Source organism: Acinetobacter sp. YH12064 (genome assembly GCF_013419735.1).
GTDB lineage: Bacteria > Pseudomonadota > Gammaproteobacteria > Pseudomonadales > Moraxellaceae > Acinetobacter > Acinetobacter amyesii.
The window spans coordinates 25,716-39,644 of the sequence record NZ_VOZP01000007.1 but is presented as its reverse complement, the minus strand read 5'-3'; the positions used below and the strand labels follow the sequence as shown (position 1 = coordinate 39,644).

The following is a 13,929-nucleotide window of genomic DNA, read 5'->3' as shown; positions in this document are numbered from 1 at the left end:
AGGGTTTATCAATGCCTATTACCGTACATGCCTATACTTCTTTGGAAAATGATGAAGTGCGCAGCCAGCTTGAGCGACTGTATGACACCAGCCCTGAGTTTAGCGACGGTTCCGATGCGATTGAACAACTTGAGCAGAACTTAGCTCAGTATACCTTAGTTTATACTGCAGAATTTAATACAAAATTGATTGGCGCGATTTGGTGTACAGGCCAAGGTGAAAGCAAAACCCTTGAATATATTGTGGTACACCCTGCAAATCGTGGGCGTGGTGTTGCAGAGCGCTTGGTCAGTGAGGCTACCCGTATGGAAGAAGAAAAAGGGGTGAAGACTTTTGAGCCGGGTTGTGGCGCGATACATCGCTGTTTGGCGCACATTGGTAAAATTACTGCGGCTGAATAACTGGTCCCCCAATTGAAAGCAGCCATTGAGCTGCTTTTTTGTTGGATAAATACGTTGTCGTCACAGTAATTTCAGCTGTGGAAATTTAAAAGCACTCAAAAAATAAGCAAATAATGTGAAATATTGATTTAAAAATAAACATTTGCACAAAAAAGTGCAACGGATGCTTGACGCCATGAGACTGAAATTGTTTAATACGCCCCATCGGCGTGATAGCTCAGTAGGTAGAGCAACGGATTGAAAATCCGTGTGTCCCCAGTTCGATCCTGGGTCTCGCCACCATATTCAAAACTGATTTTTCAGTTTATCAATCCCTGATCCCATCAGGGATTTTTTTTGCCTAAAAAATATGCATACGAAAAATATTTTTATAAATATGATTGACTAATTGACTGAGATACGGCTTAATACACCGCATCGGCGTGATAGCTCAGTAGGTAGAGCAACGGATTGAAAATCCGTGTGTCCCCAGTTCGATCCTGGGTCTCGCCACCATATTCGAAAAAACCTCAAACCATTGTTTGAGGTTTTTTTTTGCCTGTTGTTTTTTCGGTTGTTTATCATTTACACAATTTAACTGCTACAATCTACCGAATATAATTTGACTAATAGTTAAAAAAATTTTTAAAAATAAAAGGTATGACAATGCATATGAACAAAATGTTAATGGCTTTAACTGTAATGACAAGTGCTTTATTAACAGCATGTGGTGGTGGAAGCAGTGGGAGTTTTAATTCATCTTATGAAAAAGAATTTACTTTTGGTACTCAAACCTATATTTGCCGCAGTGAAAAAGCAGCAAATGCATGCGGTAGTGCAAGTCGAGATTGTTCAGCGTGTGATCTTAAAACACCGTCTACAAATGTGATCACGGCAATATGTACTCAACCTGTAGCAAATACCCATAAAGTGACAACAGCAGGCTGTGTATTAAAGCTAACAAATGATACCCAGACAGGAATCTGTACATCAGAAGGATTAAGATTATTGTCAGGCAGTAATCGAACTAAAGAAGAAGTGAATCAGGGGGCATTATTTACAAATGGAAGTTTGAAAATCACGCTGGCGAATAACGTGACTGAAACGATTACGTGTAATTAATGCTGATGAAATTCATTGTGCCAATGTTGATTGGACTCGTCTGTTTTGGATTGGGCTATTTAATAGCCCCGTCTAATACTGTATCTGATGATCCTACAGTTATAGAAAGTAATAGAGATCAGACAGGGATTAGGTTTATTCAAAACCTTCAGCAGAATATACCTGAGCAGTCTGAAAATAATATCGAATTACAACAGCAACTTAAAAATCAAATGACTCAGGTGAATGCCGTCATTGATCAGGCGACACCACAACAGTTGGATCAATATTTAAAACAAGCTTTTCCCAGCTATGATTTATCGGCAATAAAAAACAAACGCGAATTTGCGAAGCATCTTGTACGCGAATTTGTTGATGCAACAAATAATCCTCATGAGCCTATGAGTGGACGAGCCGCGGTTATGGCACAGCAAGAATACGGGGTTGAAAATGTACTGCCGCGTGACATTTATGCAGAGCAGCAGTTGTTTGCTCACTTTGATACTTTAGGAAAAACTCCGAATAATGAGCAGGTTTTTGTACGTTGGAGCGATCAATCTACTGGAGAAGTGCTGTTTTTTATGCCTCAACGGATTAGTGCTCAGCGTGAACAGAATTGGGTCAGTTTTAGTCCTGTCGCTGGCTGGAAGCCAGGGCATTATGATGTGAAATATTATCAAATGAATGATCAATTAAGCCCGATTGCACAGACCAGTTTTTATATACAGCACGTGATTGAGTAAATATTTGAAGCTCAAATTTTATCGCTGAAGCTATGACTTAAGTGCTAGTTTCCGACCCTAAAAATTCGATTAAACTGATAAAAAAATAAACAATGAATCTCCGCAATGAAAGACCTTTTCTCTACAGGGAGTGCGCTGTATCAACAATCACGTCCAAGTTATTCTGCTGAAGTCGTCGATAGCATCTTGCAGCATGTTGCCGTGCGTGAACTGGCATGGGACTGTGGTGCAGGTTCAGGTCAATTTACCAAAGGTTTGGCGCCCTATTTTCAACAGGTTTTAGCGACAGATCTGAGTGCCGAACAATTGGCACAAGCACCCAATTTAGACAATGTACGTTATGAGCAAGCTAGCGCAGAACATTGTCCGCTTGCTGACCATTCAGTGGATTTAATCACAGTCGCGCAAGCGATTCATTGGTTCGATTTTGCTGCCTTTTATGCAGAAGTACGACGAGTATTGAAACCCCATGGTCACATCGCCATTGTGGGCTATGGTCTGATTCAATTTGAACATACGAAATTAAACCAACTCTTACAGGATCTGTATTTTGTCACGTTAAAGGGCTATTGGGACGTTGAACGTCGTTACATCGACGAAGAATATCGCAGTATTCCGTTTCCATTTCAGGAGTTAGCGACACCTCAGCTGTTTTTAAATTATAGGTGGAGTGCACAGCAAATTTTGGACTATTTGCAAACGTGGTCTGGGTTAAAACACTACCAAAAACAACATCCAACACATCAACCGTGTGCAGCTTTGCATGACTTCTTTAGCCGCCATCTGCAGCAAGAGTTTGCTTTGTCATTTCCTGTGCTGTTAAGAATCGGGACCGTATAAAAAAGAAAAAGTAGCCGCAATATAGATAGATAAAGGATGAAATCTTAAGTCTAGAATGAGCAACGTGAGGTTTAAATAAGCTGTACTCACGTGCCGTTTGTCGGGCTTAAATCTAGTAAATTGATTAATTGTTGTACAATAATGGCAGTGTAAATTTTTTCAATTTTCTATTTTTAAATCTCTCGGAATGAACATGATGAATCTCCCTAAATCTGTTTCCTTTTTGGTTTTTGTTAGTGCAGCAATGACGGCTATGAGTACTTTGGCTGCGGAAAAAGCCACTACAAAAGCTGAGGATACCGAACAACAAGCTATTCAGATGCCTGCTTTAACCATTATGGCAGAGCGTGAAATGCGTGCAGAGACGGGCATTGTTGAGTATCAAGAGCAGGTGGATCGCCGTAAAGCCTTACAGCAACGGGTGATGCAACTTGAGCGCGATACGCAAAACAAAGGTGTCGATGCAACAATCGTGTCAAATGTAGATGTCTTGCCTGCGACAGCAGTGCCTGATATGTCCAATTTATCACCTTTGATGCAGCAGCATGTTTTAGATATTGCCGCAGGTTTGCAGTCTTCTGACCCACGCAATGGTTTATATATTATGTTGCAACCCTTTGGGATCGACCGTAATGCAACCAATGTGCAAATCAGTCGTGATCAAATCAATCTTGGCAATATTGACCGTCAGTTAAATACCAATCCGATCAAGACCCCATAATCGAATACATCTCTATAGCAAATTGAAGGCGAAAATTCATGTTTTATCCATGAATTTTCGTTTTGATGACGTGCGCAATTTAAGTGTATTGACATTGATGTTTTCAAATAGCCTTCTTAAAAAGCATGGCTATTTTATCGTCAACCTTCAAACTTTTGGTTAAACTGAATAAAAGGGCATTCGGAGCTCATTATGCCGCGTATCTTTGTTGTCTTAGCCAGTGCTACGGTATTGGTCTTTGGATGGATGTTTTATCAATATTCAGTACAGCAAAAAGAAGCTGTGCAACTCTCGACCTATGAAACGGTTTTGCGCGAAAAAACCGAGCAAATTTTTCAGCAAGCTCAGCACTGGGAAGAGCCGATACAACTCAATGTGACAGATGCACGGCTAACGGGTGATTATAAAATCATGTCGGATTTTATTTTGAGCCAAATGCTGCAGCGTGCAGAAGCGCGAAATCAATATATTCGTGATCTTAAAGCACTGAATTGGGATAAATTTCTCGACATCGATCGCTTGTTGCAAGATAAAAAAAACCAATATCAAGAGACTGAGCAAATGCTGCAACAGGTGCATGCTGTGGTCGATGCTTATGAGCAAAAAACTACACAGCAAGAGGAAAATGGTTTAGCTCAGGCCAAACAGTTGGCGGTCAAACAGGTGTTTCGTCAGCAAATTGCCCAGAGTTTAAGAGACAGTCGTGATAGTGATGAGTCGCATGCTTTATTTGAGTTAGAAAAGCAAAGCTTGGCGAAGGCTGATGAGCTCTTTGCTGTGCTGAAAGCCAATAAATGGGAAAAGAAAAATAAATTATTTATGTTCTATGAAGATGCGCCTTTAAAGCAGTTTAATCAGCTTTATACAGAGATGTTAGCGCTCAATGCGCAAATGGATGAGATCCGCCAAAAGAACCGTTCAGAGTTGAAACAAAAGCTTTAACTGACTGTCATCACTCTTTCAAATTTGCACGATAAAGTGGCTTATAGCAGGGTTTTACATCATATAGAGGTCCATGCTCATGCGAACTATTCAGATTTTTGATGATATTCAGCAGGTCTATATCGACTTTATTGCGAACCGCCAATATCCACGTTTGGAAAGTTTAAACAATTGGGGCAAGAACCGTTTTTTCTTCAGTCAGTATTTTCGCATGATTGAAGATTGGCATCTGACTGAACAAATTGTGATTGAATTTAATCAACAATTTTATAGTTTGGATACAGGGACGGCCCCTGACTTTATGGATCAAGATAAATACATGGCTTGGTTGATGGAACAATTACAAATATTAAAATAAGTCCTTTTCATTCAAATTATTCAGCACAGCTTCAAGACATGTTATACAAGTGAAAGCCATCCTTTAGCGGATGGCTTTTTTGTTGCTATCGAGCATCAATTTGGGAGCTGAGTTCCGAACTAGCATGAATAACGCAAAAAACATTGGCTTTAAAAACAGTCTTCGATTGTTTAAATTGCAAATTTAATACAACTATTAATCAATAGTGTGACTTAAATCACTTAAAATACGCCGAAAATTTAAACATAAATTTTTAGCCAGCAGCCCATAACGCATAAGAAGCTGAGCTGTATTGAACTTGCAATCATTCTAACCTTAGACCGATTGGCTTTGAATGAAAGGTTTATCGCCATTTTTAGAGACGATTTTTTTAGCGTATGAAAAAATTAATACTGTTATGGCTTGCCATATGTGCGGTTTCATTGGTGTCGATAGGCTATACCTATGAATTATTCATTAGCCCTGTTTGGGTGGTAAATGTATTCGCGGCCTATGGCATGATTTTAGTGCGGAAGCATTTAAGCCACGATTTACTGATCGTGCTCTATGCTTTTAGTGCGATCTTTGTGGCTTCGCTGATGGTCGATCCCGCCAAAACTTTAGAAGATAAATTTCTCCTGTGTGCGATTTCGGCATTTCAAATTTGGGTATTTATTAAAGCCTATTTGGCACTGAGCCATTTAAAAAAGCGCCGCTTTAAACGAACCCTGATGTTAGCTGTTCCGAGTATCGTGGGTGCTTTTGCAGGCAGTCTGTTGTTCGTGGCATGCTTTCAGATGGACAACCAATACTTTGCCTTTGTTGATTATTTTCTAGAGCAATTTGCAACAAGTTTGGCTGTGGTGTGTTTATTATTTGGTGTTCAGCGCTGGATGAATGTACCGTGGATGGATTATGGCTATCTGATCGTGGCATTGGCCGTGCAATATGTGATCTCAAATGATCAGATCTTCTATGCTTGCATGGTCTTGCCTTTATTGATGTGTTATTACGCGATCAAATACGACCTCAAAACTTTTTGCTGGCTGATTGGCTTAATGACGCTGATCTGTGGCTGGTATGGTGCCATGCCATTGGCTGGGGAATATTGGTCAGATGCACAAGTACATATGCTTTCGCGGATCAGTTCTTATCGTTTGGCATTGGGTATTTATCTGATCATTTTTCTGTTTATTTGTGAGCTGTATGCACGAAATAAAAGCCTTTATTTGGCTTTGCAACGTGTGAGTTTTTGCGATGAGTTGACGGGGCTGAAAAATCGCCATGCCTTTAAAGAACAAATATTTATAGAGGGTGCGGTTGATAAAGGCTGTGTCATTTTGCTCGATGTCGATAATTTTAAAAAAATTAATGATCAATATGGGCACCAAATGGGGGATAGTGTTTTGGTGCATTTGGCAAAAATCTTAAAAAATTGTAGTCCACGCGCGAGTTTTATCAGTCGCTGGGGCGGTGAAGAATTTTTAATTTTGCTCGAAGGTGCAGATTTGGAGCAGGGTAAAATGTTGTGTGAAACAATTTTGGAACGCTGCGAACATGTACCGTTTCGAAAAGATCAATTAAGGCTTGATGTCAGCTTTAGTATGGGCTTGGCCGAGTTTCAACAGTTGAGTTTGTCTAATTACTCCACGACTCTACAGCATGTCGATGCCTGCCTATATCAGGCGAAATCACAAGGGAAAAATCAGTTTGTTTATCAAAAGATTATTCCGTTAGCAGAAAGCAGTATTGCAGTCTAAATGGGCAAAAAAAAAGATGCCGTGAAGGCATCTTTTTTAGCATTTAATCAATGATTAAGCTGCTTTTTTGAACCAAGAAAAGAACCCTTTTTTCTCAGCTTTTGCTGCTTCAGCTTTTTTCTCTGCACATTTTTTAGCGCAGTCTTTTTTCGCTTCAGCTTTTACTTCTTCAGTTTTAGTTTCAACAGCTTCTTTTGCATTAGTTGCTTTTTCTACAGCTGCATCTTTTGCTTCAACAGTTTTTGCAACGACAGCATCTTTAGTTGCTACAGTTTTTGCTACAGTCGCGTCTTTTGCTGCAACAGTGTTCGCAACAACAGCGTCTTTAGCCGCTACAGTTTTTGCTACAGTTGCATCTTTTGCTGCAACTGCAGTTTCTTTAGTTGCTGCTGCTTTTTCTACAACTGCTTTTTTCATGTCAGCATTTTTTGCTTTAGTAGTTTCTTTCACTGTTAAAGTTTTAGTTTGAGTCGCTTTTTCTGCAACAGCCACTTGAGTTTTAGCAGCATCTTTAGTTGCTTGAGCAGTAGCTACAGTTGCAGTTTTCGCTTGTGCAGCTTGAGCTTTTACAGCTTCAACAGCAGTCACAGGTTTTTGTTCTACAGCAGTAGTTGCCATAGCAGAAGTTGTAGCAGCAACTAAAGCAACAGCTAAAGTAGTTTTGATCGCGTTCATAGTCATCACTCTATAAAACTTAGTTAAAATAAGGCATTGTAAATTTTATGCCTTATCAACAGCGCTTAGGTTACACGGCACAGAGTGAGTGATTTGATTGTGTGAATATTCCACCAATGTTACAAACGAATAACATGGTGTTACGGAGAAAAACAAACAAAAACAGCGTGCATTGCACAGCATTCGAAATTTTCAATTCAAAGCTGATTTAAAATCACTGTTAAAGCCGTTATGGTGAATATACATTTCCGCCATTGGTATGGCATAAAAATAACGTCGCATGAGGGATAACGTCAGATGCAGCAGCTTATTTGTTATAAACAGCTCCCTGTGTGGACGCAGCAGTCGATTCCACAAGGTTTTAAACAACAGCACAATACCAAAGCAGGCACATGGGCAAAACTCACCGTGCTGCAAGGTGAAGTAAATTTTGCCATGTTAGATGCGTCTGGAAATGTCCTCTCGACGCATGTATTTAGTCCAGACCTACCACCGCCGTTTATAGAACCACAGGCGTGGCACAAGATTATCTCTGCGAGTGATGATGTGCAATGTCAGTTAAGTTTTTATTGTTTAGCACAGGATTATTTTTATAAGAAGTATCAGCTCAGCCCAACACATTCAGAGATTTTGGCAGCGACACCATATTTGCAAGGTGGTCGAGCTTTGGATGTCGGCTGTGGTCAGGGGCGTAATTCGCTGTACTTAAGTCAGTTGTCTGAGCAGCGTTTTGAGGTGGATGCATGGGATGTCAATCCACACAGTTTGCACAAGCTGCAAGAGGTGATCGCTGCGGAAGGCATTGAAAATATTCATGTACAGCAGCGTGATCTAAACGCTGACCCAAGCATTGCAGGTACATACGACTTTATTTGCTGTACCGTGGTGATGATGTTTTTAGAGGCCAATACAGTCAAGCCGCTGATTCAGCAGATGCAGCAAGCGACAAATATCAATGGTTATAAACTGATCGTTTGCGCGATGGATACGCCTGATCTGCCTGCGCAGCCTGACTTTCCTTTTGCGTTTAAAGCAGGGGAGTTAAGTGCGCTTTATGAGGGCTGGAATATTGTGAAATACAATGAAAATGTCGGTGAGCTGCATCGGGTGGATGAGCAAGGCAATCGGATTAAGCAGCATTTTGCGACTTTGTTGGCGCAGCGGGTTTCACAATAATTTTTGAAAATTTATTGATTTCACAATGGAAATTCCCTCTCCTTTTTAAGGAGAGGGCTAGGGTGAGGATTTTATTAAAAATGCCCCCTCATCCTAACCTTCTCCCAAAGGGAGAAGGAACGTTCAGTATGTATTTCAATACCTACTAAAGTTTGCTTTTAGATAAGTAGAATTTTAAATATTGTAAGTTTAATATGGCTATTTTATTGAATTTTATAATATTTAGAGGGTGTTGTGGATATAACTGAAAGTTTGAAAGGCATAATTAAAGATAGTCCTACAGCTCCATTCTTATTTATTGGTTCTGGTTTTTCTAGAAGGTATTTAGGTTTAGAGGATTGGAAAGGGTTATTAAGTAAATTTGGGGCAAAATTACCGACTGGATTTATTCGTTATGTAAGTGAAAGTAATGGTGATTTGGCTTTAGCAGCTGAAAAAATGGCTGAACCCTATTCTGAATATTGGTGGTCATTACCAACTTCCGAGGAAATAGCAAATCGCCCTGAATGGCATACACATATATCTTCACCACTTAGACATGATATTTGTGAGTATTTAAATGCTGTAATTTTGGATGAGAAGAAGCATCAAGAAGAATTAAATATACTTACTTCTAAAAAGACAATTATTGATGGGATTATTACAACAAATTGGGATTTGCTTTTAGAAAATATATTTATTGATGATAAATATAAAGTTTATATCGGTCAAAGCGATTTATTATTTTCAAACCCTCAAAAAATTGCCGAAATTTATAAAATTCATGGATGTTGTTCAGACCCTAAGTCACTAGTTTTAACTAAATCTGATTATGAAGATTTTCACAAGAAGAACCCTTACTTAGCAGCAAAACTTTTATCAATTTTTTTAGAGCATCCAATTTTATTTATAGGCTATTCTTTACATGATGAAAATATAAAATCCATCTTATGTTCAATTTCTGCAATGATGACTAATGATGAGCATAAGCAAAAACTTGCAAAAAATTTGATCTTTATAAATCGTTCACACGGTGATGAAGATTCAATTTCTAATACGCATTTTTCATTTGAAGAAGGGAAAAGTATCCCTATTACTCAAATTAAAACAAATGACTTTGGGAAAATTTACTTAGCATTACAGGATAAAGAAAGAAAAATTCCTGCTCATATTTTACGTATTTTTAGAGAGCAGTTTTATCAGATAGTACAGGGTGAATCACCTGAGAAGAAATTGTATTGCCCAACAGATATTGATGAGATAATTAAAGCTGGTAAAGAAATCGAATTCGTTGCTGGTTTTGGAGTTGCACAGAATAGTTATTTAGGTAAAGTTGGAATCAAAAGAATAGACTTAGAAATGGTGCTAAAGGACTTATTATTTGATGATTTAAAAATTGATCCTAATGATATGATTTCATGTTTATCAAGTTTAAGTTATGAAACAACGTATTTACCAATTCAAAAATATTTATCCCAGATAAACATAAATAAACATGATTTAGGTGAAAATTTAACTAAGTTTTCAAAAAGAGATATGAAATTTTTTAAAGGGAAAGTTGCTCAATCTTATCAAAAAAGTTTTAAAAAGAATAAATTTGAATCAATAAAGCATATTTTAGGAACAAACTATGCTGATACTGGAAAGGTGAATTACTTATGTTTGTTTATTATAGAAAATCCTAGCCAAGCTAATATTTTAGAATTGAGAGATTATCTAATTAGTAAGTTTAAAGATTTTAAAGAGAAAACAGAATTTAAAAATTTGCTTTGTATTTATGATTTACTTAAATATAAAAAAACCCCGCAATAAGCGGGGTTTCTTTTATCTCAGTATTTAACTAAACATTAAACACGTTCGATAATAGTCGCGATACCTTGACCAAGACCGATACACATCGTCGCAAGACCGATTTGCGTATCTTGCTGTTCCATGACGTTCAGCAAAGTCGTTGTGATACGCGCACCAGAACAACCCAATGGGTGACCCAATGCAATCGCACCACCGTTCAAGTTCACACGGTCTTGTTGGTCATAAATGCCTAAGCCTTTAAGAACAGACAAACCTTGTGCTGCGAACGCTTCATTCAATTCAAACGTTTGGATGTCAGCAATTGACAAGCCAGCACGTTTAAGCGCTTTTTGAGTTGCTGGTACAGGACCATAACCCATGATCGCAGCATCACAGCCTGCAACCGCCATAGAACGAATTACAGCACGTGGCTTAAGACCTAATGCTTGAGCACGTTCAGCAGACATCAGCAACATTGCAGAAGCACCATCAGACAAAGCTGAAGATGTTGCAGCAGTTACTGTACCGCCTTTCGGGTCGAATACTGGGCGTAAAGCTTGGAATGCTTCAAGGTTTGCATCAGGACGAATCACTTCATCGATATCGCACAGAATTTTGAAGCCATTTGCATCGTGACCTTCAACGCCCACGATTTCATTTTTGAAACGACCTTCTTGTGTTGCAGCCCAAGCACGGCGGTGTGATTCAACACCAAACGCATCTTGTTCTTCACGAGAAATACCGTTCATACGACCTAACATTTCAGCCGTTAAGCCCATCATGTTAGACGCTTTTGCATAGTGCTTAGACGCTTCTGGGTTGATGTCGATGCCGTGCATCATGCCAACGTGACCCATGTGCTCTACACCACCAATGATGAAGATATCACCTTGGTTGGTTGCAATTTGCGCAGCCGCTGTGTGGATTGCTTGCATAGAAGAACCACAAAGACGGTTCACTGTTTGACCTGCAACAGTCTTTGGAAGATCAGCCAATAACGCAATGTTACGACCAATGTTCATACCTTGCTCTAGGGTTTGGTTTACACAGCCCCAGATTACGTCTTCAACTTCATTGGTATCAAACTGGTTACGAGCAACAAGCGCACGTACTAATTCAGCAGATAAGCTGTCAGCACGTACGTTACGGAACATACCATTTTTGGTTTTACCCATTGCTGAACGTACGCCATCAACGATGACAACGTCACGTGGATTTAAAGTAGCCATTCACGTTGCTCCTTAACCGTAGAATTTTTTGTTGTTTGCAGCCATGTCACGCAACATTTGTGGCGCTTCATAAGCCTTACCTAAATACGCATATTTGTCGCAAAGCGCTACGTATTCAGCGACACCTGTTTGGTCGATGTAACGGCATGGACCACCACGGAATGGAGGGAAACCTACACCCATGATCATCGCCATATCTGCTTCAGCAGCAGTCGCTACGATATTGTCTTCTAGGCAACGAACAGTTTCGTTACAGAACGTCAGCATCATACGGTCAATGATTTCTTGCGCATCAAATTCACGTTTTTCCGCAGTTGCAACAGAAGCCACAAGTTCGTAAGCCACTGGATCAACCACTTTGGCTTTCTTACCTTTACGGTCAAGTTCGTATTTGTAGAAACCAACGTCGTTCTTTTGACCCAAACGTTTTGCTTCGTACATTGTTTGAATTGAACCTTTGAAGTCAGGCTTCATGCGGTCAGGGAAACCTTCTGCCATTACTTCCGCACCGTGTACGCCTGTGTCGATACCCACAACGTCGATGAGGTAAGCAGGACCCATTGGCCAGCCGAATTTTTCCATGACTTTGTCGACTTGTTGGAAGTCAGCACCGTCTTTCAATAGAAGGTCAAATGCACCAAAGTAAGGGAACAATACGCGGTTTACAAGGAAGCCCGGGCAGTCATTGACAACGATTGGGGTTTTACCCATCTTCTGAGCAAGAACCACAGTCGTTGCGATTGCCTCAGCAGATGTTTTCTCACCACGGATCACTTCAACCAATGGCATCATGTGAACTGGGTTAAAGAAGTGCATACCTACGAAGTTTTCAGGACGTTGTAGGTTTTCAGCCAAACGTGTGATTGAAATGGTTGATGTGTTAGACGCAATGATCGTGTTTTCACGAACATTCTTCTCAGTTTCAGCAAGTACGATACCCTTAACTTTAGGGTTCTCTGTAACTGCTTCAATCACGATGTCCACTTCTTTAAACTCGTCATAGCTTAAAGTCGGACGGATACGCGCAAGAGTTTCACCCATTTTCGCCGCAGTCATTTTTTTGCGATCAACTTGTTTAGTCAACAATTTGTTCGCTTCAGACATACCTAACGCCAATTGTGGGTTACCAATGTCTTTCATGATGATTGGTGTGCCTTTGCTTGCCGCTTGGTAAGCAATACCACCACCCATGATACCCGCGCCTAATACAGCGGCTTGGTTGACAGGGTGAGCACCTTTTTCATATTTCTTCGAAGTTTTCTTCACAATTTGGTCGTTAAGGAATAAACCAATTAACGCACCTGCTTGTGGAGTCACAGCCGCTTTAGCAAAACCTTGCGCTTCGATTTTCAATGCTTCATCACGTGGAAGGCTTGCACCTGCTTGTAATGAGTCTAGAAGAAGTTTTGGCGCTGGGTATTGTGCAGGGTTTGCTTTAGCAAGCACTGCACCTTTCGCTGTATTGAATGCCATCATTTGTTCAAGCATGTTCAATTTAACAGGATCTAATTTTTCTTGACGTTTTGCTTTCCAGTCTACACGGCCAGCAATCGCTTGTTTCACAAGGTCAATTGCAGCGTCTTGTAGTTTGTCTGCAGCAACAACTGCATCAACAGCACCGTCTTTGAGCGCAGCAGCCGGCTTTTTCGGTGCAGCCATTGCCATCCATTCAACCGCATTGTCGATACCAATCACGCGGCTTAAACGAACCGTACCACCAAAACCAGGGTAGATACCCAGTTTGATTTCTGGAAGGCCAACTTGTGCAGCTTCTGACATCACACGATAGTCACACACTAAGCACATTTCAAAACCGCCGCCCAATGCCATACCATTGATTGCAGCAACTTTAGGAACGTTTAGATCTTCAAACGCATTGAAGATGTCGTGAACAGGCAATGCCCAATCCACAATCGCTTGTTCGCCTTGAGCGAAGTTGTCACCGAATTCAGTGATATCTGCACCCACGATAAATGTAGATTTACCTGAAGTAACGATTAAACCTTTGATGTCACCGTTTGCTTTAACAGCGTCAATTGCAGCTTTAAAATCTTCAATTGTTGCGCGGTTAAACTTGTTGACCGACTCACCTTGTAAGTCAAAGCGGAATTCTGCAATTCCGTCCGAAAGCATTTGGACGGTAATGGCATTGCCAGCGTGGATCATGCCTGATCTCCTTTATTTTGGAGGACTTCTAAGTTGATGTTGTGAAGCGAGTACGCGGTTCCTGCGTACACTTTATGCCTCGCTAATCT

Annotated in this window: 13 protein-coding genes and 2 tRNA genes; 12 read left to right on the top strand and 3 right to left on the bottom strand. The window is 40.2% G+C overall.

Translation table 11 applies throughout. From position 1 onward, the window contains the following. Positions 1 to 11: 11 nt before the first annotated feature. From FTU13_RS08495 to FTU13_RS08450, 10 genes are all read left to right on the top strand, one after another. The gene (locus tag FTU13_RS08495; RefSeq protein ID WP_078190486.1) at positions 12 to 401 is read left to right on the top strand and encodes a GNAT family N-acetyltransferase; all 390 of its coding nucleotides are present in this window, start codon (positions 12 to 14) and stop codon (positions 399 to 401) included. Positions 402 to 607: 206 nt separating this feature from the next. Beyond that, positions 608 to 683: transfer RNA gene (locus FTU13_RS08490), tRNA-Phe, on the top strand. 137 nt (positions 684 to 820) lie between these two features. Then, positions 821 to 896: transfer RNA gene (locus FTU13_RS08485), tRNA-Phe, on the top strand. Positions 897 to 1,052: 156 nt separating this feature from the next. Next, positions 1,053 to 1,502 carry a hypothetical protein gene (locus FTU13_RS08480; protein WP_180025927.1) on the top strand — a complete coding sequence of 150 codons (450 nt, stop codon included), beginning with the start codon at positions 1,053 to 1,055 and terminating at the stop codon, positions 1,500 to 1,502. Beyond that, positions 1,502 to 2,224 carry a hypothetical protein gene (locus FTU13_RS08475; RefSeq protein WP_180101571.1) on the top strand — a complete coding sequence of 241 codons (723 nt, stop codon included), beginning with the start codon at positions 1,502 to 1,504 and terminating at the stop codon, positions 2,222 to 2,224. The genes FTU13_RS08480 and FTU13_RS08475 overlap by 1 nt, the downstream gene beginning before the upstream one ends. Positions 2,225 to 2,329: 105 nt before the next feature. Beyond that, positions 2,330 to 3,064: a class I SAM-dependent methyltransferase gene (locus FTU13_RS08470; RefSeq protein ID WP_180127331.1), complete on the top strand. Its 735-nt coding sequence runs from the start codon at positions 2,330 to 2,332 to the stop codon at positions 3,062 to 3,064. 193 nt (positions 3,065 to 3,257) lie between these two features. Further along, the gene (locus FTU13_RS08465) at positions 3,258 to 3,785 is read left to right on the top strand and encodes a hypothetical protein (RefSeq protein ID WP_257226690.1); all 528 of its coding nucleotides are present in this window, start codon (positions 3,258 to 3,260) and stop codon (positions 3,783 to 3,785) included. A gap of 192 nt (positions 3,786 to 3,977) precedes the next feature. Then, entirely contained in the window at positions 3,978 to 4,727 is a 750-nt protein-coding gene (locus FTU13_RS08460; protein ID WP_180101567.1) for a hypothetical protein, read from the top strand. A gap of 79 nt (positions 4,728 to 4,806) precedes the next feature. Then, entirely contained in the window at positions 4,807 to 5,085 is a 279-nt protein-coding gene (locus FTU13_RS08455; protein ID WP_180116109.1) for a hypothetical protein, read from the top strand. A gap of 377 nt (positions 5,086 to 5,462) precedes the next feature. Beyond that, a complete protein-coding gene (locus tag FTU13_RS08450) occupies positions 5,463 to 6,824 on the top strand; it encodes a GGDEF domain-containing protein (RefSeq protein ID WP_180127329.1) in 1,362 nt (453 codons plus the stop codon). 54 nt (positions 6,825 to 6,878) lie between these two features. Here FTU13_RS08450 and FTU13_RS08445 read toward each other — a convergent pair whose 3' ends face one another. After that, a complete protein-coding gene (locus FTU13_RS08445; RefSeq protein WP_180127327.1) occupies positions 6,879 to 7,499 on the bottom strand; it encodes a hypothetical protein in 621 nt (206 codons plus the stop codon). Positions 7,500 to 7,796: 297 nt separating this feature from the next. On the opposite strand from FTU13_RS08445, the gene tehB reads away from it, so the two are divergent. Both tehB and FTU13_RS08435 read left to right on the top strand, forming a co-directional pair. Next, positions 7,797 to 8,675: an SAM-dependent methyltransferase TehB gene (tehB, locus tag FTU13_RS08440; protein ID WP_180127325.1), complete on the top strand. Its 879-nt coding sequence runs from the start codon at positions 7,797 to 7,799 to the stop codon at positions 8,673 to 8,675. 234 nt (positions 8,676 to 8,909) lie between these two features. Continuing rightward, positions 8,910 to 10,466 (top strand): SIR2 family protein, encoded by a 1,557-nt coding sequence (locus FTU13_RS08435; protein WP_180127323.1) that lies wholly within the window; start codon positions 8,910 to 8,912, stop codon positions 10,464 to 10,466. Positions 10,467 to 10,501: 35 nt separating this feature from the next. Here the strand turns inward: FTU13_RS08435 and fadA are convergent, their stop codons facing one another. Next, positions 10,502 to 11,674 (bottom strand): acetyl-CoA C-acyltransferase FadA, encoded by a 1,173-nt coding sequence (gene fadA / locus FTU13_RS08430; RefSeq protein WP_180036233.1) that lies wholly within the window; start codon positions 11,672 to 11,674, stop codon positions 10,502 to 10,504. A gap of 12 nt (positions 11,675 to 11,686) precedes the next feature. Beyond that, positions 11,687 to 13,840, bottom strand: a complete 2,154-nt coding sequence (gene fadB, locus FTU13_RS08425) for a fatty acid oxidation complex subunit alpha FadB (RefSeq protein WP_180078002.1) — start codon at positions 13,838 to 13,840, stop codon at positions 11,687 to 11,689. Between the last annotated feature and the right edge of the window lie 89 nt (positions 13,841 to 13,929).

Bases quoted from the DNA above. Each gene is read 5' to 3' on its own strand.
- tehB (WP_180127325.1), top strand. From the start codon at position 7,797: ATGCAGCAGCTTATTTGTTATAAACAGCTCCCTGTGTGGACGCAGCAG.
- FTU13_RS08495 (WP_078190486.1), top strand. From the start codon at position 12: ATGCCTATTACCGTACATGCCTATACTTCTTTGGAAAATGATGAAGTG.
- FTU13_RS08470 (WP_180127331.1), top strand. From the start codon at position 2,330: ATGAAAGACCTTTTCTCTACAGGGAGTGCGCTGTATCAACAATCACGT.
- FTU13_RS08455 (WP_180116109.1), top strand. From the start codon at position 4,807: ATGCGAACTATTCAGATTTTTGATGATATTCAGCAGGTCTATATCGAC.
- FTU13_RS08460 (WP_180101567.1), top strand. From the start codon at position 3,978: ATGCCGCGTATCTTTGTTGTCTTAGCCAGTGCTACGGTATTGGTCTTT.
- FTU13_RS08445 (WP_180127327.1), bottom strand. From the start codon at position 7,499: ATGAACGCGATCAAAACTACTTTAGCTGTTGCTTTAGTTGCTGCTACA.
- FTU13_RS08465 (WP_257226690.1), top strand. From the start codon at position 3,258: ATGATGAATCTCCCTAAATCTGTTTCCTTTTTGGTTTTTGTTAGTGCA.
- FTU13_RS08450 (WP_180127329.1), top strand. From the start codon at position 5,463: ATGAAAAAATTAATACTGTTATGGCTTGCCATATGTGCGGTTTCATTG.
- fadB (WP_180078002.1), bottom strand. From the start codon at position 13,840: ATGATCCACGCTGGCAATGCCATTACCGTCCAAATGCTTTCGGACGGA.
- FTU13_RS08475 (WP_180101571.1), top strand. From the start codon at position 1,502: ATGCTGATGAAATTCATTGTGCCAATGTTGATTGGACTCGTCTGTTTT.
- fadA (WP_180036233.1), bottom strand. From the start codon at position 11,674: ATGGCTACTTTAAATCCACGTGACGTTGTCATCGTTGATGGCGTACGT.
- FTU13_RS08480 (WP_180025927.1), top strand. From the start codon at position 1,053: ATGAACAAAATGTTAATGGCTTTAACTGTAATGACAAGTGCTTTATTA.